This window comes from Micromonospora ureilytica (assembly GCF_015751765.1).
Classification (GTDB): domain Bacteria; phylum Actinomycetota; class Actinomycetes; order Mycobacteriales; family Micromonosporaceae; genus Micromonospora; species Micromonospora ureilytica.
This window is the reverse complement of sequence record NZ_JADOTX010000001.1, coordinates 4,774,123-4,790,070: the sequence shown is the minus strand read 5'-3', so window position 1 is coordinate 4,790,070 and position 15,948 is coordinate 4,774,123. Positions and strand designations below refer to the sequence as shown.

Genomic DNA, 15,948 nt, shown 5'->3' with positions numbered 1-15,948 from the left:
TCGGGTCAGCCGGCCAGCGAGGCAGCGGCGTGCCGCGCGGCCCGCTCCTTGGCTGCCTGGATCAACGGCCCCTCCAGGTAGCGGCGGGGGACGGCAGCGAGCGCGAGCCGCAGCGCGCGCACGCTCAGATCCGCCGACAGCGCGGTGGTCGGTAGACCGAGACCTCCGTACATCCGGCGCGCCCACGTCGGCAACAGCGCGAACGCGGTGCCGGCGATCCCCAGGTACGCCCAGCGCGGCGGGCCCAGAGTGAGCCCCAACCGGACCGGCAGGCTGAGCTTCCACGGCAGCGGCGGGGCGGTGAGGAACACCGCCGTCTCGGCGGCCTCCCGGGTCATCCGCAACTGTGGCCGTACGGCCTCGTAGTAGTCCGCGACCTCGGCGGCGGTGCCCGGGACGGTGGCCGGGTCCAGGCCGACCAGGGCGGCGGCGCGGCGCTGCTCGGTGTAGTAGCCGTCCACCTCGTCGTCGGTCAGCGGCAGCCCGGCGCGTCGGGCCGTGCTCAGGAACGACTCGACCTCGGTCACGTGCACCCAGCGCAGCAGGTCCGGTTCGTCGATCCGGAACTCCGCACCGGTGAGCGTGTCGGTGGCCCGCAGCCGGTCGTGCAGGCGGCGCAGCCGGGCCCCGGCGGCCTCCGCCTCGGCGGTGGTGCCGTAGACGGTGGTCGCCGCGTAGGTGGCGGTGCGGAGCAGCCGGCCCCAGGCGTCCGTGCGGTAGTTGCTGTTCTGCGCGACCCCGGCCATGGCCCGCGGGTGCAACGCCTGGAGGAAGAGGGAGCGCAGGCCGGCGACGATCAGGATCGGCTCGTCGTGCACCTTCCACGTGACCGAACCCGGACCGAAGAGGCCGAGGTCATCGGAGTCCACCGCCCAAGAGTGCCACGGCCCGGCCGGCCTCGCCGGTCACGTGCCGCCGGTGCCGCGCCCGAACCGCCTGAACCACCTGTCAGACGTCGGCGGAGCGGCGGGCCCGGCAGCCCGGGCAGAGACCCCAGAAGGTCACTTCGGCCTCGTCCACCTCGAACCCGTGCGCGACGTTCGGCTCCAGGCACGGGGCGCTGCCCACCGCGCAGTCGATGTCGGCGATCTCGCCGCACCCGCGGCAGACCACGTGGTGGTGGTTGTCGCCCACCCGCGCCTCGTAGCGGGCGGGACTGCCCGCCGGCTCGATCCGCCGCGACAGCCCGGCCCGGGACAGCGCGCCCAGCACGTCGTAGACCGCCTGGGTGGAGACCGAGTCGAGGCGTTCCCGAACCCGTCGGGTGATCTCGTCGACCTCCAGGTGACCGCCTCCGGCCAGCACGTCGAGCACCGCGAGGCGTGGCCGCGTGACACGCAGGCCCCTCGATCGCAGCAGCTCCTCGGCACCGGACACTCGCCAATGACAACACGCCCGATCAGCATCGACAACCGTCGCCCGCTCCGGGTGGTCACCGACACAGGCCGGCAAGATCGGGAGTACGGCCCGGAGAGTGAACCCGATCGACGTGGCGCGCGTGTGTCCGGTCGAGAGCCTGGGGACGATCGGCGGACCATAGGCTGATCACCCCTGACCATGATCCACCTGGAGGGTTCGATGTTCGAGGAGATCCTGGGTCTACCGGTACACGCCCTGATGGTCCACGCGGTCATCGTGTTCGTGCCGCTGCTGGCGGTGCTGGCCATCGCGTACGTGGGGCTGCCGCGGTGGCGGCACCGGCTGGACTGGGCCCTGGGCCTCCTCGCCGTGGCCGCGCCGGTGACCGCCTACGTCGCGGTCAAGTCGGGTGAGGCGCTCACCGACGCGCTGGTAGCCCGGGGCTTCCAGGGGCCGATCCTCGATCAGATCTTCGAGCACTCCCGCTACGGCGACATCCTGTTCCGCATCGTGGTGCCGCTCGGGATCGTGGCCATCCTGCTGCTCGTGGCAACCAGTGGACACCCCCGGGTGCCGCAGCTACCCGCGCTGGTCATCCCGGTGCTGGCGGTAGCGGCCGTGGGGCTCGCCATCGCCGCCCTGGTCTACGTCTCCCTGACCGGCCACTCCGGCGCCGAGGCCGTCTGGGGCACCACCCTCTGAGCTGCTGCCCCTCAGGTGGGGTCGGGCATCAGAAGATGACTCGCGAGCAGAGCAGACAGAGCAGAACAAGCAACACCACGCCGGCCGCCGCGCCGAAGCCGTAGGTGACCCGCTGCGAGCGCTGCTCGACCGCGTCCAGGTCGGCCATGTCCTGCGGCGGCAGCTGTCGCGGCGGCGCCGGCTGCAGATGTACGGGTGGACGCCAACCCGCCGGCGGCGGCAGGCTCGGCGGCGGGCCGGAGTACCCGCTGGTAGACCCGGTCGGTGCGGGGCCGGCGTGCTCGCTCGGCGGTGGGTTGCTGGGCCCGGTCGGCGGTTGGCTGGTGGGCCCGGTCGGTGGTGTGGTCGCGGGGGCGGCGGGAGGTTGGTCCGCCACCGCGTCGTCGCCGGTGTCGGGCCGTCGCCAGTAGTCGTCCGGGGTGCTGCCACCGCTGGGGGTCGTCACGCCGTCCGACGCTACCAACGCCGCCCGTGGTCCGGTCGCTTCTAGGGCCTGTGTCAAAGCCCCTGGCCGGCCTGCGGCGGGCCCAGACGACGACCGTCCGCGTTGGAAGTTCGTCCGGATACAACACCGGTATCCGGACGAACTTCCGCCTTGCCGGACCGCCGCCTGGACTCCGCCTCTGCTCGACCGAGGGCTTTGACACAGGCCCTAGCCGGCGAGCCCACGGTCGGCGGCCCGGTCCGCCGACCGTGGCTGCGCTAGTCTTGCCGCTCGTGAGCACCGAAGACCCCGGCACGCGCGGCGCACGTGGAGACGATGACCGCGCCGTCGACCTGAGCGAAGACTTCAAGGTGCTGCCCGAGCAGACCTCTGACGACACCGACAGTGGTTGGGGCGAGCGGTCGGGCGGCAACGACGACTGGCTACTCGCCGAACGCCCCCCGCACTGGGACTGACCCCCGCAGCTCCGACAGATCGGGAGAGCCTGTCCTGGAGTCGGCCGATCGGCCCTCGCCGACCTGCCGGGCCATGCTGACCGGCGAGGACGGTGTGTCGGAGGGGACGGCTGTCGGCGGGCATCCGGCCGGGGTGTGCAGGACTGCGGCGGCCAGGCCGAGCAGCGCGGCGATCAGGCCGGCCCGGAGCAGGGTGCGCCCGCCGGGCAGAGTGAGCTGACGCAGCGGGCGCAACGCCCGCGCGGATTCCGGATCGACCATCGCGCTGCCGCCTTCCGTCCCCGAGCGCCGCGGTGGCACCCATGGACGGGAGGCTAGGCAGTTCCCACCGCCGCAGCCGACCCACGGACGACGCCTGTGGACAACCGCCCGGCCTGTGGAAAACGCCCATCTGTCGGTTCGATCTGCTACGGCACCGAGTGGACCGAGGCCCGACCCGTGGGGTCGGGCCTTCGACGATCAGGACGCGGAGCTTGCCGCCGCCGCCTTGCCGCCGCCGCCCGATCCACCCGAGGACGACCCAGACGACCCGGAAGACGACCCCGAGGAGGACGACGAACCCGAGGACGACCCGGACGAGGACCCCGAAGAGGACGACGAGGACGAGCTGTCACCCGAGGACGACTCGGACTTCGCCGGCTTGGTGGCCGTGCCGCCGGCCGTCGTCTCGGAGCCGGACGCCCGGGAGTCGGTGCGGTAGAAGCCCGAACCCTTGAAGACGATGCCGACCGAGTTGAAGACCTTGCGCAGCCGCCCCTGACACGCCGGGCACTCGGTCAGCGGCTCGTCAGAGAAGGACTGCACCGCCTCGAGCTGGTGACCGCACGTGGTGCAGGCGTACTGGTACGTGGGCACGTTCTCCTCCGGATCTGGGCTCGGCCAGTTGGCACTCGACCTATTCGAGTGCCAATGGTGCGTCATTCGGCCCGGGTTCGTCCAGCGGACGTGTGGGGCGCGACACCGTGCGCCGCACCCGGGCCGCCGTCAAGCGTACGCACCCCGTCGGCGGGAGTGACGACCGCGCGCACCCGACGGTCGTGTGGTTCCGCCGGCAGCGCCTCGACCAGCTCACCGTCGTGCAGGGGCACCACCGTCAGGGTTGCCTCGGGTACCCGGGCGAGGGCGCGGTCGTACGAGCCGCCGCCGCGCCCGAGCCGCCGACCGTGGTGGTCGACCGCGAGGGCCGGTACGACCACCAGCCCCGCGTGCGCCACGGCGGCCACCCCGAGACGGGCGCCGGCTGGTTCTCGGATACCCCGACCCGCCGCGATCAAGGCAGCCGGCCCGGTATACGCCGCCCAGTCCAGATCCAGGTCGGCCAGGAGCACCGGCAGCAGCAACTCGGCGTCCGCCGGCAGGGCCGCCCGTAGTACCTCGGGCAGGTCGGCCCCGCCCGGTTCCGAGCCGACCGGCACGTACGCCGTCATCAGCTGTGGGCGCAGCCGGTGTACCAGAGCGACAAGCTCGGCCTGCACGCGCCCGGCGGCGGCCGCCCTCGTCGGGGCGGGCAGCGACCGGCGGCGAGCGAGCAGCTCGACGCGGGTGTCCCGCTTCGCCATTCGGGTCACTTCCGCTTCATCAGAAAATTCCGGCACGCAACACTCCTGACGCAACGCCTCTCCCACGGTTGCTCTGTGTCAGCATCGCAAGCAACGGAGGCGGAACTTCCGGGGGGACCGAGTGACGCTACGCGGGCGGTTGACAGCAGCCTTCCTCGTGGTGGTGCTCGGGCCGGTCCTGCTCGGCGCGCTCTTCGTCGCCTCCACCGTCGCGGCGGTCGACCGCAGCCGCTCCACCGAGCGGCTGGCGGTGGCGGCGTCCACCGTGCGCACCTCGGTCGACGCGCTCTGCCAGCAGCTACGCGCCATCGCCGACGCGGTGGCGCTCGCCGCCGATCCGGGCGTCGCCGCCGCGCAACTGGTCGGCCGGGGCCTGGCCGCCGCGGTGCTGATCACCGACGTGGCCAGCCAGGTCACCTACGTCTCGCCCGGTGCGCCGTCGACCCCGTGGCAGGACTGCGCCGGCTCGACCGGAGGCCCGAACGGGGGCACGAGCACGGGCTCGACCGGCCCGGTCCGTGCGCTGGCCGCCCAGGTCGCCCTGCACGATCCCGCCGGCACCCGGCTGGGCACTGTGACCGCCGCGCAACTGGTCGACCCGGCCTTCGTGGCCCGACTGGCGGCGGTGACCGGGGTGGCGGTCACCCTGCTCGACAGTGGGGCGAGCGCCGCGCGGGTCACCCACACGACCGAGTCCCGGGACGTACGCGACGCGGTGCTGGCCGCCGCCGTCGCCGGCAGCGGCGAGCAGGTCACCGAGACCAACGAGGGCCGGTACGTGCGCAGGCTCGGGCCCTCCGACACGCAGCCGCTGCCACTGGTGCTCTCCGTGCCCAGTGAACGGCCACCGGGGCTGCACGCCACGCTGGTCGGGGTGGTAGTGCTGGCCGGGCTGCTCGCCGTGCTGACCGCCTGGCGGCTGGCCCGGGTGACCACCCGGCCGCTGGCGGAGTTGGCCGGTGCGGTCGACCGGGTGGCCCAGGGCGACCTGACCGCGCGGGTGCCGGTCCGCAGTCGCGACGAGTTGGGGCGGTTGGCCGCCGCTTTCAACCGGATGACCCGGGAGACCGGCTCCTACGTCACCGCGCTGACCAGCAACCGGGACCAGCTGCGGGGGCACCTCGCGGTGCTCGGCGACACCCTGGCCAGCACGCACGACCTGCAACGCATCCTGCGGGTGATCCTGCGTAGCGCCATCGGGGCCACCGGCGCGCGTGCCGGTGCCGTGCTGCTCGTGGAGACCGGCGGGGTGCTCGTCGCGCAGTGCACCGAGGGATTGGACGGGCGCTGGCCGGAGGAGGGCGCGGACGGGTCGCAGACCCTTCGGGTGCCGGTCGGTGTCGGCGTGGTCGGTGCGGTCGCCGCCACCGGGGAACCCCAGCGGGGCAGGGCAGAGCCGACCGAGGCACCGACGGGTGAGCCACGCTGCCGCACCTACGTCGCGGTTCCGTTCGCTGCCCCGGGCGGCGCCACCACCACCATCGGCGCAACCGGAACCGGAGGATCGGGGTCGTCCGACGAGGCTGGCGCGGCGGCCGCGCTCGGCGTGCTGGCCCTCTACGACCGGCTGGGCGCCGACGAGTTCGACGACGACGACCTGGCCACCCTGCGCACCTTCGCCGGCCATGCGGCAGTGGCGGTGGACAACGTCCGGGTGCACGAGGAGGCGCAGCGGCTCTCCCTCACCGACCCGCTCACCGGGCTGTGGAACTACCGCTACCTGCGCGAGTCGATCCGGCGGGAGGTGGAACGGGCCAGCCGCTTCGGGCGGATGCTCAGCGTCCTCGCGTTGGACCTCGACCGGTTCAAGGACGTCAACGACACGTACGGGCACGCCGCGGGGGACACCGTGCTGGCCGAGTTCGCCCGGCGGGTGCGCGGGGAAATTCGTGAGGTCGACCTGGCCTTCCGGCAGGGCGGTGAGGAGTTCGTGCTGCTGCTGCCGGAGACCGACGCCCGGGGTGCGGCGATCGTGGCCGAGCGGCTCGGCGCGGCGGTACGTGACACGGCCATCGCCGTCGAGGCGTACGCCGGGCCGGTCCTGGTGACCGTGTCGGTGGGCATCGCCGTCTTCCCGGACCACGGCAGCACCGGGCGGGAGGTGCTGGAGGCCGCCGACGACGCGCTCTACGCGGCCAAGGCGGCGGGCCGCGACACGTACCGGGTCGCCGAGGTGCGCTCGGATCTGCCGACCCGGGAGATCCCGGTGCTCGCGTGCGCGGTGAGCCCACCCGACGGGCTGCCGCGCGCCGGCCAGCCGGTGCAGGCCACCCGGGAGCCGGGCGGGCCCGCCCGGTCCGACCCGGCTGTGGGCGTACCGGAATCATCGCTGGCAGGCCCGGCGCACGCGCGACCGGATTCGGCCGACGACACCCCGGACAGCGCGACGGGCGGGGCGCGGGCCGGCCCGGACGCGGCGCGGCCGGGGTCGGGTGGCGGCGCGTCTTCTGGGCCACAGCCGCCGCGGCAGAGCCGTGGCCGATAGTCTCGCGGCATGTCGGAGCACTCAGCGAACCCCTCATCGACGGTCGCCGCAAACGGCCGTCCCCTGGCGGTCAAGGCCGTCATCCCGGCCGCCGGACTGGCCACCCGGTTCCTGCCGGCCACCAAGGCGGTGCCCAAGGAACTGCTGCCGGTGGTGGATCGGCCGGTGTTGCAGTACATCGTCGAGGAGGCCACGCAGGCTGGCATCGGTGACGTGTTGCTGATCACCGGTCGGGGTAAGACGTCGATGGTGGACCACTTCGACCGTCGTCCGGACCTGGAGACCAGGCTGGAGGAGAAGGGCGACACCGAGCGGCTGGCCGCCGTGCGTCGGCCCAGCGAGCTGGCCGAGATCTACACCGTGCGGCAGCCCGAGCAGCTCGGGCTCGGCCACGCCGTCGGGTACGCCGAGTCGCACGTCGGCGACCAGCCCTTCGCGGTGCTGCTCGGCGACGAGTTCGTCAAGCCGTCGGAGCCGCTGCTGCCGGCGATGCTGGAGTTGCAGGCCCGCACCGGCGGTGTGGTGCTCGCGTTCTTCGAGGTCGACCCGTCCGAGACCAAGCGGTACGGGATCGCCTCCGTCGAACCGGCCGAGTCGGAGCTGACCGACATCGGCGAGGTCGTCAAGGTGACCGGGATGGTGGAGAAGCCGCAGCCGGAGGACGCCCCGAGCAACCTCGCGGTGCTCGGCCGCTACGTCCTGCCGGGCAAGATCTTCGACGCGATCCGGCGGACCAAGCCGGGCAGCGGCGGCGAGATCCAGCTGACCGACGCGATGGAACTGCTGCGTACCGAGGGCACTCCGGTGCACGCGATCGTCTACCGGGGCACCCGCTACGACACGGGCATGCCGCTGGGGTACCTCCAGACGGTGGTGCAGATCGCCGCCGAGCGCGACGACCTGGGCGCCGAGTTCCGGTCCTGGCTGGCCGACTTCGTCAAGGCCGACGCGGCAGGCGGATCTGGTACATGACCGCGACGGCCGACGCCGAGGCGGCCGCGAACGAGTTGACGCCGCTCGCCGACTACCTGGGCAGCGTGCTGCGCAGGTTGCGCGCGCTGCCGCCACTCGACCTCGACCTCACCCAGGCGCACGGCAACGTCCTCGCCGAGGACGTCGTCGCGCCGCACGCCTTCCCGGCCTTCGACCAGGCGGCCGTGGACGGCTACGCCGCGCGCTGGGAGGACATTTCCGGAGGGGGTCGGGGGCCGAGCTACGTCCCGGCCCCCTCCGGCACGCCCGGCGGCCGCACCATCCGGCTCAACGTGGTCGGCGATCTCGGCGCCGCGAGCTGGCGGCCGGTCCGGCTCACCCCCGGCTCGTGCTTCTCGGTCGCCGCCGGGGCGCCGCTGCCGGTCGCCGCTGACGTCGTGGTCCCGGTGGAGTGGACCGACCAGGGCATGGCCGCCGTGGAGATCTTCCGTACCCCCAAGCGGGGGTACGGGGTACGCCGAGCGGGTGAGGAGCTGCCCGCCGGCACCCTGCTCGCCCGGGCCGGCACCTACGTGTCCCCGGCCCTGGTCGCCGTCTTCGCGGCGACCGGCATCGGGCACGTGGTGGTGCGGCCCAGCCCACGGGTGGTCATCGTGGCCACCGGTGACGAACTCGTCGACGTGGGCCGGGGCAGTCAGCCCGGCCAGGTGGTGGACGCGAACTCGCACGCGCTGACCGCTGCGGCGGCCGAGGTGGGCGCCCTGGCGTACCGGGTGGGAATCTGCGACGACGACCCGGAGGGGCTGCGCGGCCTGCTGGAGGACCAGACGCTGCGCGCCGACTTGATCATCACCACCGGGGGCACCGGTACCGGCCCCGGGGACATGGTGCGCCGGATCCTCTCCCGCCGCGAGGGCGGTCGCGCCGGGCCGGTCACGTTCACCGACGTGGCGCTCTATCCCGGCACCGCGCTCGGGTTCGGCACGGTCGGCGCCGAGGAGGTGCCGGTGGTCTGCCTGCCCGGCGACCCGGGCGCCGCGTTGATCGGCTTCGAGGTGCTGGCCCGCCCCGCCATCCAACTGCTCGCCGGCGCCGAGCCGGTGTTCCGACCCAGCGTGCGGGCCCACCTGCTGGAGACCGTGTCGTCCCCGACGGGGCTGCGGGAGTTCCGGCCGGCGCACGTCGCCGAGCGACGCGGTGGCGGGTACACGGTCCAGCCGCTCAGCGGCGGGCCGTTCACTCTCTCCGGGTTGGCCGAGGCCAACGGGCTGCTGGTGCTCGGCGAGCGGGTCACCACGGCGGCCGCCGGCTCGACCGTGGACGTCCTGCTGCTGGACCGTCGCCGGTGACGTGTCCCGGCCGGTCCGCTCGCGGCCCGCGTCGGGTGACAGTCGGACGTGTGCGGTGAACGCGGCGGGGCTACTTGCGCGCGACACGGTCCCGCGCGGGAGACTGTGCGGGTGAGTCTCTTCGGACCCGCGCGGTCACCGGGATGGCCGGTGGAGCTGGCCGACGGCCCGGTGCTGCTGCGGCCCTACCGGCGCTCCGACGCGGCGGCCTGGTCGGAGGTACGGCGGGCCAACCGGGCCTGGTTGGCGCCCTGGGAGTCGTCGCTGCCCGGTGGTTGGGACGAGATGAATTCGCCGGCCGCGTTCCGTTGGGTGCACCGTGACCAGCAGCGCTCGGCCCGCGAGGGTGAGGGCATGCCGTTCGCGGTCTGCCTGCGTGAGGGCGACCGGGATCGGCTGGTCGGGCACATCAACGTGGGCAGCATCGTGCGGCGGGCGCTCTGCTCCGGCTACGTCGGCTACTGGGTGGACGCCCGGGTCGCCGGCCGAGGTGTGATCCCGACGGCGCTCGCGCTCGCCGTGGACCACGCGTTCGGCCCGGGCGGGCTGCACCGGGTGGAAATCAACATCCGTCCGGAGAACAAACCGTCCCGGCGGGTGGTGGAGAAGCTGGGCTTCCGCGAGGAGTCGTACCACGTGCGCTACATGCACATCGACGGCGCGTGGCGGGACCACATCGGGTACGCGATGACGAGTGAGGAGATCGCTGCCGAGGGTGGCCTGCTGGCCCGCTGGCACCGGATACGCGCCAACGCGTAGTAGGAGGATTTCCCGACATCCTCCCACTCGTCCCACGGACGGGATCGGCGCGGCGCGGTGGCATCCCGGTCGGTGCGCCGTAACCTCAAGTAACTGCAAGCTGCGGCAAGCGCTCTCCGGCCGGACGATCCACGCACCCAGGCGCGATCGGTGGAAGATCCTGCGGTCGGATGGCGGTTGCTTCGAATTCGGTGACGGGAGGGGTGAGGGTGCCGACCTCGGTGCTCCTCGCCGTCCTCGCCGCCGCCGGCCTGCTCGCCCTGGCCCCGGCGCTGGTTCGCCGGTACGACGCCACCGAGCGGCTGGTGGCGGAGCGGGCGCAGTCGACGGCGCGGGTGCTCCAGCGCCGCCGACGGCGCCGTACTGTGCCGGGACGGCGACCCGTTCATCCTCCGCGCTCACTGATCGTCACCCTCAGTGAGAATGCGACTACCGGCGCGTTGAGTGCGCCGGTCTCCGCGCCCCCGGCCGCCCGCCGCTCCGGTCGGCTGCGCGCCGTACCCCCAGCACCCAAACGGTCCCGCCGTCGCCCGGCGCCGCGCCGACAGCACACCCCCGCCGTGTACCGGCGTCGCCGGGTGCTCGCCGCCCTGCTGCTCCTCAACGTCGTCGAGCTGATCGGCGTGCTGTTCGTCAGCCCCGGCTTCTGGGTCGGCTTCGGCGTCACCTTCCTGCTCCTGGCCCTGTACGTCGTCCACCTGCGGGGTCAGGCTCTCGCCGGACGTCGCCGCCGCCGCGCCCGAGCCCGGGAGGCCGCCTGGCTGGCCGCCCGGCAGGCCGAGGTGCGTCGGGAACAGGCCCGCCGGGCCGCCGCCCGCCGGGAGGCGCAGCGCCGGCTGGCCGCCCAGCGCGAGGGGGTACGCCGAGCCGCCATGGGCCTGGACCGACCGGGGGACCTGCCGGCGGCGGTCAACGGCGGGTCGGTCTCGTACCGGCGGTCGGGCGGCCTCCGCGGCCGCCCCTACGAAGCCGGCCGAGGCGCCTGACGCGATCTCGGCCGTGCGCCGCGGCCGGGGGCGGATTCGCGGTCGGGGCCGGCGACCTGTTAGCCTTGCTGCCGGCCCGCCCGGTGTAAGCCGGGTGGGACCGAAGCCGGTTCGCCGGCGGGGGGCTGTGGCGCAGACTGGTAGCGCACCTCGTTCGCATCGAGGGGGTCAGGGGTTCAAATCCCCTCAGCTCCACCCCAGGTCAAAGGCCGTTTCCGCGAGTCGGAGACGGCCTTTTCCGATCTTTCGGGTGACAAGCCGCGCCCATCACGTACGCCCCATCGACACGTCGCGTGGCCACCCGCCGAGATTCGCGAACTGGCGAAGGTAGCGCTCGCACCTCTGGGTGAACTCGCCCGGCTCAGGTGGCAGTCGAGTCGCCGTGATCATGTGGCGCGGGTGGGTGTGGCCCGGCTGTAGGAGCTGGATCTGGTCGTCGGTGAACTGCCCGCCAGTGCGGTCGGCGACGGCAAGTGCCATGGCCAGCGCTACCACGACACTCACGCAGGTGCGGTAGGGGCTGAAGACGCATTCCGGGTCGCCGCCGGTCTCCGGCTCATGGTCGATGACCAGGAGCCAGGCACCGTCCTCGAAGCCCGAGACGTCGATCTCGAGGTGGATCGAGCCCGGCATTCCGTTGGGCTGGCGTTCAATGCGGTCGCCGATGGTGGTCGACAGCAGTTCCGCCGCGTCGAGCCGGCGACCGGAAGCGACGCGGCGTCCCTGCTCGTAACGTCGTTCGGTGAACAGGCTCAGCTCGGGTGTCGTGTCCAGGCCGAGAAGTTCGGCCAGGGTGGCCCGCGCGGCGATCACCATCTCGGCGAGCGAGATGGGCCGGGCCAGCGTTGCCTCAAGATCGACTGACACCCGAGCCTCCGGTCTCGTCGCGTGGTCCGGTGGTCAGTGCCACAGGCTAGGAGAAGCGTTCAGTCGTCACGGGTATCAAGCCGTGCTGGCGCAGGACGTTCGTCAGCTCGGACAGGGTCGAGCCGAGGACCACGGTGGCGTCGGTCCTCAGTAGTGCTGTCACGTCGAGACACCAGGCCAGGGAGTGGCCGACGCGGCGCAGATCCCAGGTGATCTGGTCGCCGTGCTGGTCGAGACGACCGGTCGCGGCGGACGCGCCCGTGCCGCCCGCCGGTGTCCGCCAGGCCGTCCGGAGGCTCGCCACCTGTCCGGCGCCGAGATCCTTGGCGAAGAGGACCCGGTACACCCGTCGCTCGTGGAAGCCGGCCGGGGGCTGTGCGGGACCGAGCCGCAGCGGTGGGGCGGTGGCGATCGGTTGACGGTCGAGGAAGTGCGTACGAAGCAGCGGCTCGTTCGGCAGTTGCCCACCACCCAGCGCGCGGTAGACGTCCTCGGCCTCCCGGCGGGAAGTGGGAAGCACCCGTGCCAGCACCTCGGGGTCGGTGCGCATGGCGCGGCTCAGCGCGGCGGAACTCCACCAGCCGGCGTCCGGCGTCCAGCCCGCGCTGTCCAGCCCCGTGGTGGTGAAGTCGCGGTGGCGGGTGAACTCCTCGACGACGATGCCCTCCACAGTGGTCACCGGGTCACTGTGGCCGACCAGGTAGTAGTCCAGGGGCGGTCCCGGGTCGGGCAGGAACACGGGCGCAGCGCGCATCGGGTCGGCGGTCATCGGCACCACCGTAGCGAAGGAGAACGGTTAGCATCCGGACCTCTACGTGAGGAGCCCAGATGACTTCGGTGGCCCAGACCCGGTTCGGCATCGTCGGCAGTGGTTGGCGAGGTGAGTTCTTCCTTCGCCTGGCCCGGCTGCTCCCCGAGCGGTTCCGGGTGACCGGGGTGGTGACGCGTACCGAATCGCGGGGAGCTGCCGTCACTGCCGAGTGGGGCGTGCGGACCTTCCGCACGACGGCGGAGTTGCTCGCCCACGAGCGGCCGGACTTCGTCATCGTGTCGGTGCCGTGGCCGGTGACGCCCGAGGCGACCCGGGAACTGGTCGCGGCCGGCGTACCGGTGCTCGCCGAGACGCCGCCCGCCCCCGACCTGGCGGGCCTGCGCTCGCTCTGGGCCGACGTCGGAGGCAGCGGGCTGGTGCAGGTCGCCGAGCAGTACCTGCTGATGCCGGGGCACGCGGCCCGGCTGGCCGTGGTCCGCGCCGGGGTGCTCGGCGAGCCGACCTCGGTCCAGATCTCCTCGACCCACCTGTACCACGCGGTCTCGTTGATCCGTGGCCTGCTCGGTGTCGGTCACGAGAGCGCCGAGGTCAGCGCGCGCGCGTTCGTCGCGCCGCTGGCCAACCCGCTCTCGCCGGCCGGCTGGAGCGGCGACGACACCCCGCAGCAGCTCCCCACCACCCTCGCGACCATCGACTTCGGCGGGCGGATGGGGTTGTACGACTTCACCGACAACCAGTGGTGGAACCCGCTGCGTACCCGCCGCTTGGTGGTGCGGGGCTCGCGCGGTGAGCTGGTGGACGACCGGGTGGTCCGCCTGGTCGATCCGACCACGCCTGTGGAGTCGTCTCTCGTGCGACGCCAGACGGGTCTCGACCTCAACCTGGAGGGGCTCGACCTGAAGCACATCAGCTTCGACGGCGACGTGGTCTACCGCAATCCGTTCGTCGGCAGTGGGATGTCCGACGACGACATCGCGGTCGCCGACATCGTCGCCCGCGCCGGGGCGTGGGCGCGGGAGGAGGGTCCGGCTCCCTATTCCCTCGCCGAAGCCTGCCAGGACCACCTGATCAGCCTCGCCATCGAAGAATCGGTACGCACCGGCCGGCCGGTCGTCACCGCCACCGAGGCATGGGGGCGGTAGCTCCGGCGGATCCGTTTCTGTCCCTTGGCTGACAGTGCGCAACCGTACAGCCAGCTCACCTGTGAAGCCGGGTATCAACCGAATGCCCGGGAGCAACCGGGCCCCACACGGGGAGCAAGGATGAATCGAAGCACTCGACGCCGGATGCTCGCAGCCACCGCAACCGGTCTGCTGGCAACCTCTCTCGGCGTCGCTGTCTCCGCGACGGCGACCGCCGCGCCGGGCGGGGCGACCTCCCGCACCTGCAAGATCAGTACGCTGCCGTACCCGACCGACACCTATCGCGCCGACGCGAACGCGGTCGACCCGACGGGTCGCTACGTCGCGGGGACCGCGCTGCGAGTCGGTGAAACCGACAACCAGTACCTGCTGCTGTTCTGGGACGGGCAGCGGGTCACCGAGCTGGAGTCACAGGGCATGTCCACCCCGGTCGACATCAACGCCGACGGTGTCGTGATCGGCAACGGATCGGCGGAAACCGGCTACGGGCAGCCGTGGAGGTACCGCGACGGCAAGCTCGAGCAGTTGCCGGTGCTGCCGTCCACCGCCACGTATGTCAGCGCCATCAACGATGCCGGCGACATCGTCGGCCACGGCTCCGACATCGTCTCCGGGGAAATGGTCGCGCTGCGCTGGCCGGCTGCCCGTCCGGGCACCGTGGAGGTGCTCGACGCCCCGGTCGACGCCCAGGCAAGTGGGATCACTGACAACGGAACCATCGTCGGTAGCGCCGGACCCTTCGGAGACTGGAACAGCTGGGTCCGCCGCCCGAACGGCCGGATCGACGCGCTCACGTTCCCCGGCGCCGAGTGGAGCACTGCCGGCGCGGCGGCGGGCCGCTGGGCAATCGGCCAGGTATGGCTGGGCGGCGACACCACGTCGACCAGGGTCCGGTGGGACCTTCGGAACGGCTCGCACACGCTGCTCGACCAGGACATGCCGGCGCTGACCGGCATCAACGCCAAGGGTGTCGTGGTGGGTGGTGACCGCGTTGCCAGAGGCTCCACCTCCCGGGTCCTGCCGGGTGGCGGCGAACGCGTGGCCATCGGTGCGCAGTCCATCTCCGACTCGGGCACCATCGTCGGGTTCCGCAACGTCCTCGCCGACCGGGTGACCCCGGTGCGCTGGACAGGCTGCTGACCCACCGACTCTCCCACCGCGTGGGGCCGGCCCGGACGGGTCGGCCCCACGTCGCGTCAGCGCGTCACGGCTTCCAGGAACCGGCGGTCTGGAACTGGTCCTGGTACTCCAGCGCGCCCGACGTGTCGTGCACGTCGAACACCACGCTGCCGGTCCGTCTGGTGCCAGCGGTCAGGTCGTCGACGGCCGGCATCGGTTTGCCGCAGCCGGAGAAGGCTCCACCGATCGCTGTGGTCCTGGTGCCGTCGGCGGCGACCCACTGGAAGTAGAGCGGGTTCGTCGACACGGTGCCCTTGGTGACAGCCACAGTCACGTCGGCGATCACGTACATGCCCTCGCCGGGCTTCAGTCCGTGGGACTTGCAGGGTTTGGTGGCGCTGCTGAACTTCGTCACGGTGATCTCGACGGTGCCGGCCTCGCTGTTGACGACCAGGGTGTCGCCCGGCGACAGGTCGCGGGTGTCGCCGTTCGCCGGCGGCGGGGTCGGCGGGGTGGCCTGTGCCTCGCTCACAGTGGTCGAGGTGCCTTTGGTGCTGATGACGGCCGCCACGATGCCGCCGGCGCAGGTGAGCAGGGTGAGAACGGCCGCGGTGACCGCGACGACCACTACGGACTTCTTGGCGCGGTCCGTCTGCGCAGGTGGTGGTGCGATGATCGGGTAGCCCGGACCACCGGGTGCCCGATATCCGCCACCAGCCTCCGTGTGTCCGCCAGCTGTCAGGTACGCGGCCCCCGAGAACGGCGGCTGCGGCGTCGCCGCGAACGGGCGGTTCGGCGGCTGCGAGCTTGACTGCTGGAGATCCTGCGGCCCGGCGGAGGGCTGGCGGTGGGTCACCGTACTCCTTGACGCATCGATACTGCCGTGCGGGAACTCGTCGACGTTACCGTGGGTGGCAGAGTGCCCCGCCGCCGCGCCGGAGGGCGTCTCACCGAAGGCGACGCGAAACCGCACCGGCCAGCGTGGACGGTGTCGGGCCGGTCACCGAACACCAATG

The 15,948-nt window shown here is 72.6% G+C and carries 18 protein-coding genes, 1 tRNA gene and 1 pseudogene; 11 read left to right on the top strand and 9 right to left on the bottom strand.

The window, feature by feature from the left end; translation table 11 throughout:
• Positions 1 to 5: 5 nt before the first annotated feature.
• A complete protein-coding gene (locus IW248_RS21670) occupies positions 6 to 869 on the bottom strand; it encodes an oxygenase MpaB family protein (RefSeq protein WP_196928446.1) in 864 nt (287 codons plus the stop codon).
• 79 nt (positions 870 to 948) lie between these two features.
• Positions 949 to 1,377: a Fur family transcriptional regulator gene (locus IW248_RS21665; RefSeq protein ID WP_124819964.1), complete on the bottom strand. Its 429-nt coding sequence runs from the start codon at positions 1,375 to 1,377 to the stop codon at positions 949 to 951.
• A gap of 201 nt (positions 1,378 to 1,578) precedes the next feature.
• On the opposite strand from IW248_RS21665, the gene IW248_RS21660 reads away from it, so the two are divergent.
• Positions 1,579 to 2,061 (top strand): DUF2231 domain-containing protein, encoded by a 483-nt coding sequence (locus IW248_RS21660; RefSeq protein ID WP_196930305.1) that lies wholly within the window; start codon positions 1,579 to 1,581, stop codon positions 2,059 to 2,061.
• A gap of 28 nt (positions 2,062 to 2,089) precedes the next feature.
• Here the strand turns inward: IW248_RS21660 and IW248_RS21655 are convergent, their stop codons facing one another.
• A complete protein-coding gene (locus tag IW248_RS21655) occupies positions 2,090 to 2,506 on the bottom strand; it encodes a hypothetical protein (RefSeq protein WP_196928445.1) in 417 nt (138 codons plus the stop codon).
• Between the two features lie 272 nt (positions 2,507 to 2,778).
• Between IW248_RS21655 and IW248_RS21650 the strand changes: the two genes are divergently transcribed.
• On the top strand, positions 2,779 to 2,961 hold the full coding sequence (locus IW248_RS21650) for a hypothetical protein (RefSeq protein WP_124819962.1): 183 nt from the start codon (positions 2,779 to 2,781) through the stop codon (positions 2,959 to 2,961).
• On the opposite strand, the gene IW248_RS21645 is transcribed toward IW248_RS21650, so the two are convergent.
• The gene (locus IW248_RS21645) at positions 2,929 to 3,222 is read right to left on the bottom strand and encodes a hypothetical protein (RefSeq protein WP_196928444.1); all 294 of its coding nucleotides are present in this window, start codon (positions 3,220 to 3,222) and stop codon (positions 2,929 to 2,931) included. The genes IW248_RS21650 and IW248_RS21645 overlap by 33 nt on opposite strands.
• Before the next feature lie 226 nt (positions 3,223 to 3,448).
• Here IW248_RS21645 and IW248_RS33190 point away from each other — a divergent pair, with 226 nt between their 5' ends.
• A complete protein-coding gene (locus IW248_RS33190) occupies positions 3,449 to 3,661 on the top strand; it encodes a hypothetical protein (protein WP_231398137.1) in 213 nt (70 codons plus the stop codon).
• 62 nt (positions 3,662 to 3,723) lie between these two features.
• Here IW248_RS33190 and IW248_RS33185 read toward each other — a convergent pair.
• A pseudogene (locus IW248_RS33185) lies at positions 3,724 to 3,882 on the bottom strand (FmdB family zinc ribbon protein); the annotation flags it as partial.
• Positions 3,879 to 4,556: a 5-formyltetrahydrofolate cyclo-ligase gene (locus IW248_RS21635; protein WP_196928442.1), complete on the bottom strand. Its 678-nt coding sequence runs from the start codon at positions 4,554 to 4,556 to the stop codon at positions 3,879 to 3,881. The pseudogene IW248_RS33185 and the gene IW248_RS21635, both read right to left, overlap by 4 nt.
• A gap of 85 nt (positions 4,557 to 4,641) precedes the next feature.
• On the opposite strand from IW248_RS21635, the gene IW248_RS21630 reads away from it, so the two are divergent.
• From IW248_RS21630 to IW248_RS21605, 6 genes are all read left to right on the top strand, one after another.
• Positions 4,642 to 7,005 (top strand): diguanylate cyclase, encoded by a 2,364-nt coding sequence (locus IW248_RS21630; protein WP_196928441.1) that lies wholly within the window; start codon positions 4,642 to 4,644, stop codon positions 7,003 to 7,005.
• 9 nt (positions 7,006 to 7,014) lie between these two features.
• Positions 7,015 to 7,977, top strand: a complete 963-nt coding sequence (locus tag IW248_RS21625) for a UTP--glucose-1-phosphate uridylyltransferase (RefSeq protein WP_124819959.1) — start codon at positions 7,015 to 7,017, stop codon at positions 7,975 to 7,977.
• A complete protein-coding gene (locus IW248_RS21620) occupies positions 7,974 to 9,287 on the top strand; it encodes a molybdopterin molybdotransferase MoeA (RefSeq protein WP_091394702.1) in 1,314 nt (437 codons plus the stop codon). The genes IW248_RS21625 and IW248_RS21620 overlap by 4 nt, the downstream gene beginning before the upstream one ends.
• Positions 9,288 to 9,398: 111 nt before the next feature.
• The gene (locus IW248_RS21615; protein WP_124819957.1) at positions 9,399 to 10,046 is read left to right on the top strand and encodes a GNAT family N-acetyltransferase; all 648 of its coding nucleotides are present in this window, start codon (positions 9,399 to 9,401) and stop codon (positions 10,044 to 10,046) included.
• A gap of 209 nt (positions 10,047 to 10,255) precedes the next feature.
• On the top strand, positions 10,256 to 11,032 hold the full coding sequence (gene sepX / locus IW248_RS21610) for a divisome protein SepX/GlpR (protein ID WP_372432708.1): 777 nt from the start codon (positions 10,256 to 10,258) through the stop codon (positions 11,030 to 11,032).
• Between the two features lie 121 nt (positions 11,033 to 11,153).
• A tRNA-Ala gene (locus tag IW248_RS21605) sits at positions 11,154 to 11,227 on the top strand.
• A 72-nt stretch (positions 11,228 to 11,299) separates the two neighbouring features.
• On the opposite strand, the gene IW248_RS21600 is transcribed toward IW248_RS21605, so the two are convergent.
• Both IW248_RS21600 and IW248_RS21595 read right to left on the bottom strand, forming a co-directional pair.
• Positions 11,300 to 11,899 (bottom strand): hypothetical protein, encoded by a 600-nt coding sequence (locus IW248_RS21600; protein ID WP_196928439.1) that lies wholly within the window; start codon positions 11,897 to 11,899, stop codon positions 11,300 to 11,302.
• Positions 11,900 to 11,945: 46 nt separating this feature from the next.
• Entirely contained in the window at positions 11,946 to 12,668 is a 723-nt protein-coding gene (locus IW248_RS21595) for a hypothetical protein (protein ID WP_196928438.1), read from the bottom strand.
• A 59-nt stretch (positions 12,669 to 12,727) separates the two neighbouring features.
• Here IW248_RS21595 and IW248_RS21590 point away from each other — a divergent pair, with 59 nt between their 5' ends.
• Together IW248_RS21590 and IW248_RS21585 are read left to right on the top strand one after the other, a co-directional pair.
• Positions 12,728 to 13,813 (top strand): Gfo/Idh/MocA family protein, encoded by a 1,086-nt coding sequence (locus tag IW248_RS21590; protein WP_196928437.1) that lies wholly within the window; start codon positions 12,728 to 12,730, stop codon positions 13,811 to 13,813.
• A gap of 120 nt (positions 13,814 to 13,933) precedes the next feature.
• Positions 13,934 to 14,953: a hypothetical protein gene (locus tag IW248_RS21585; RefSeq protein ID WP_196928436.1), complete on the top strand. Its 1,020-nt coding sequence runs from the start codon at positions 13,934 to 13,936 to the stop codon at positions 14,951 to 14,953.
• Positions 14,954 to 15,017: 64 nt separating this feature from the next.
• On the opposite strand, the gene IW248_RS21580 is transcribed toward IW248_RS21585, so the two are convergent.
• Positions 15,018 to 15,788 (bottom strand): DUF4352 domain-containing protein, encoded by a 771-nt coding sequence (locus IW248_RS21580; protein WP_196928435.1) that lies wholly within the window; start codon positions 15,786 to 15,788, stop codon positions 15,018 to 15,020.
• Positions 15,789 to 15,948: the final 160 nt, after the last annotated feature.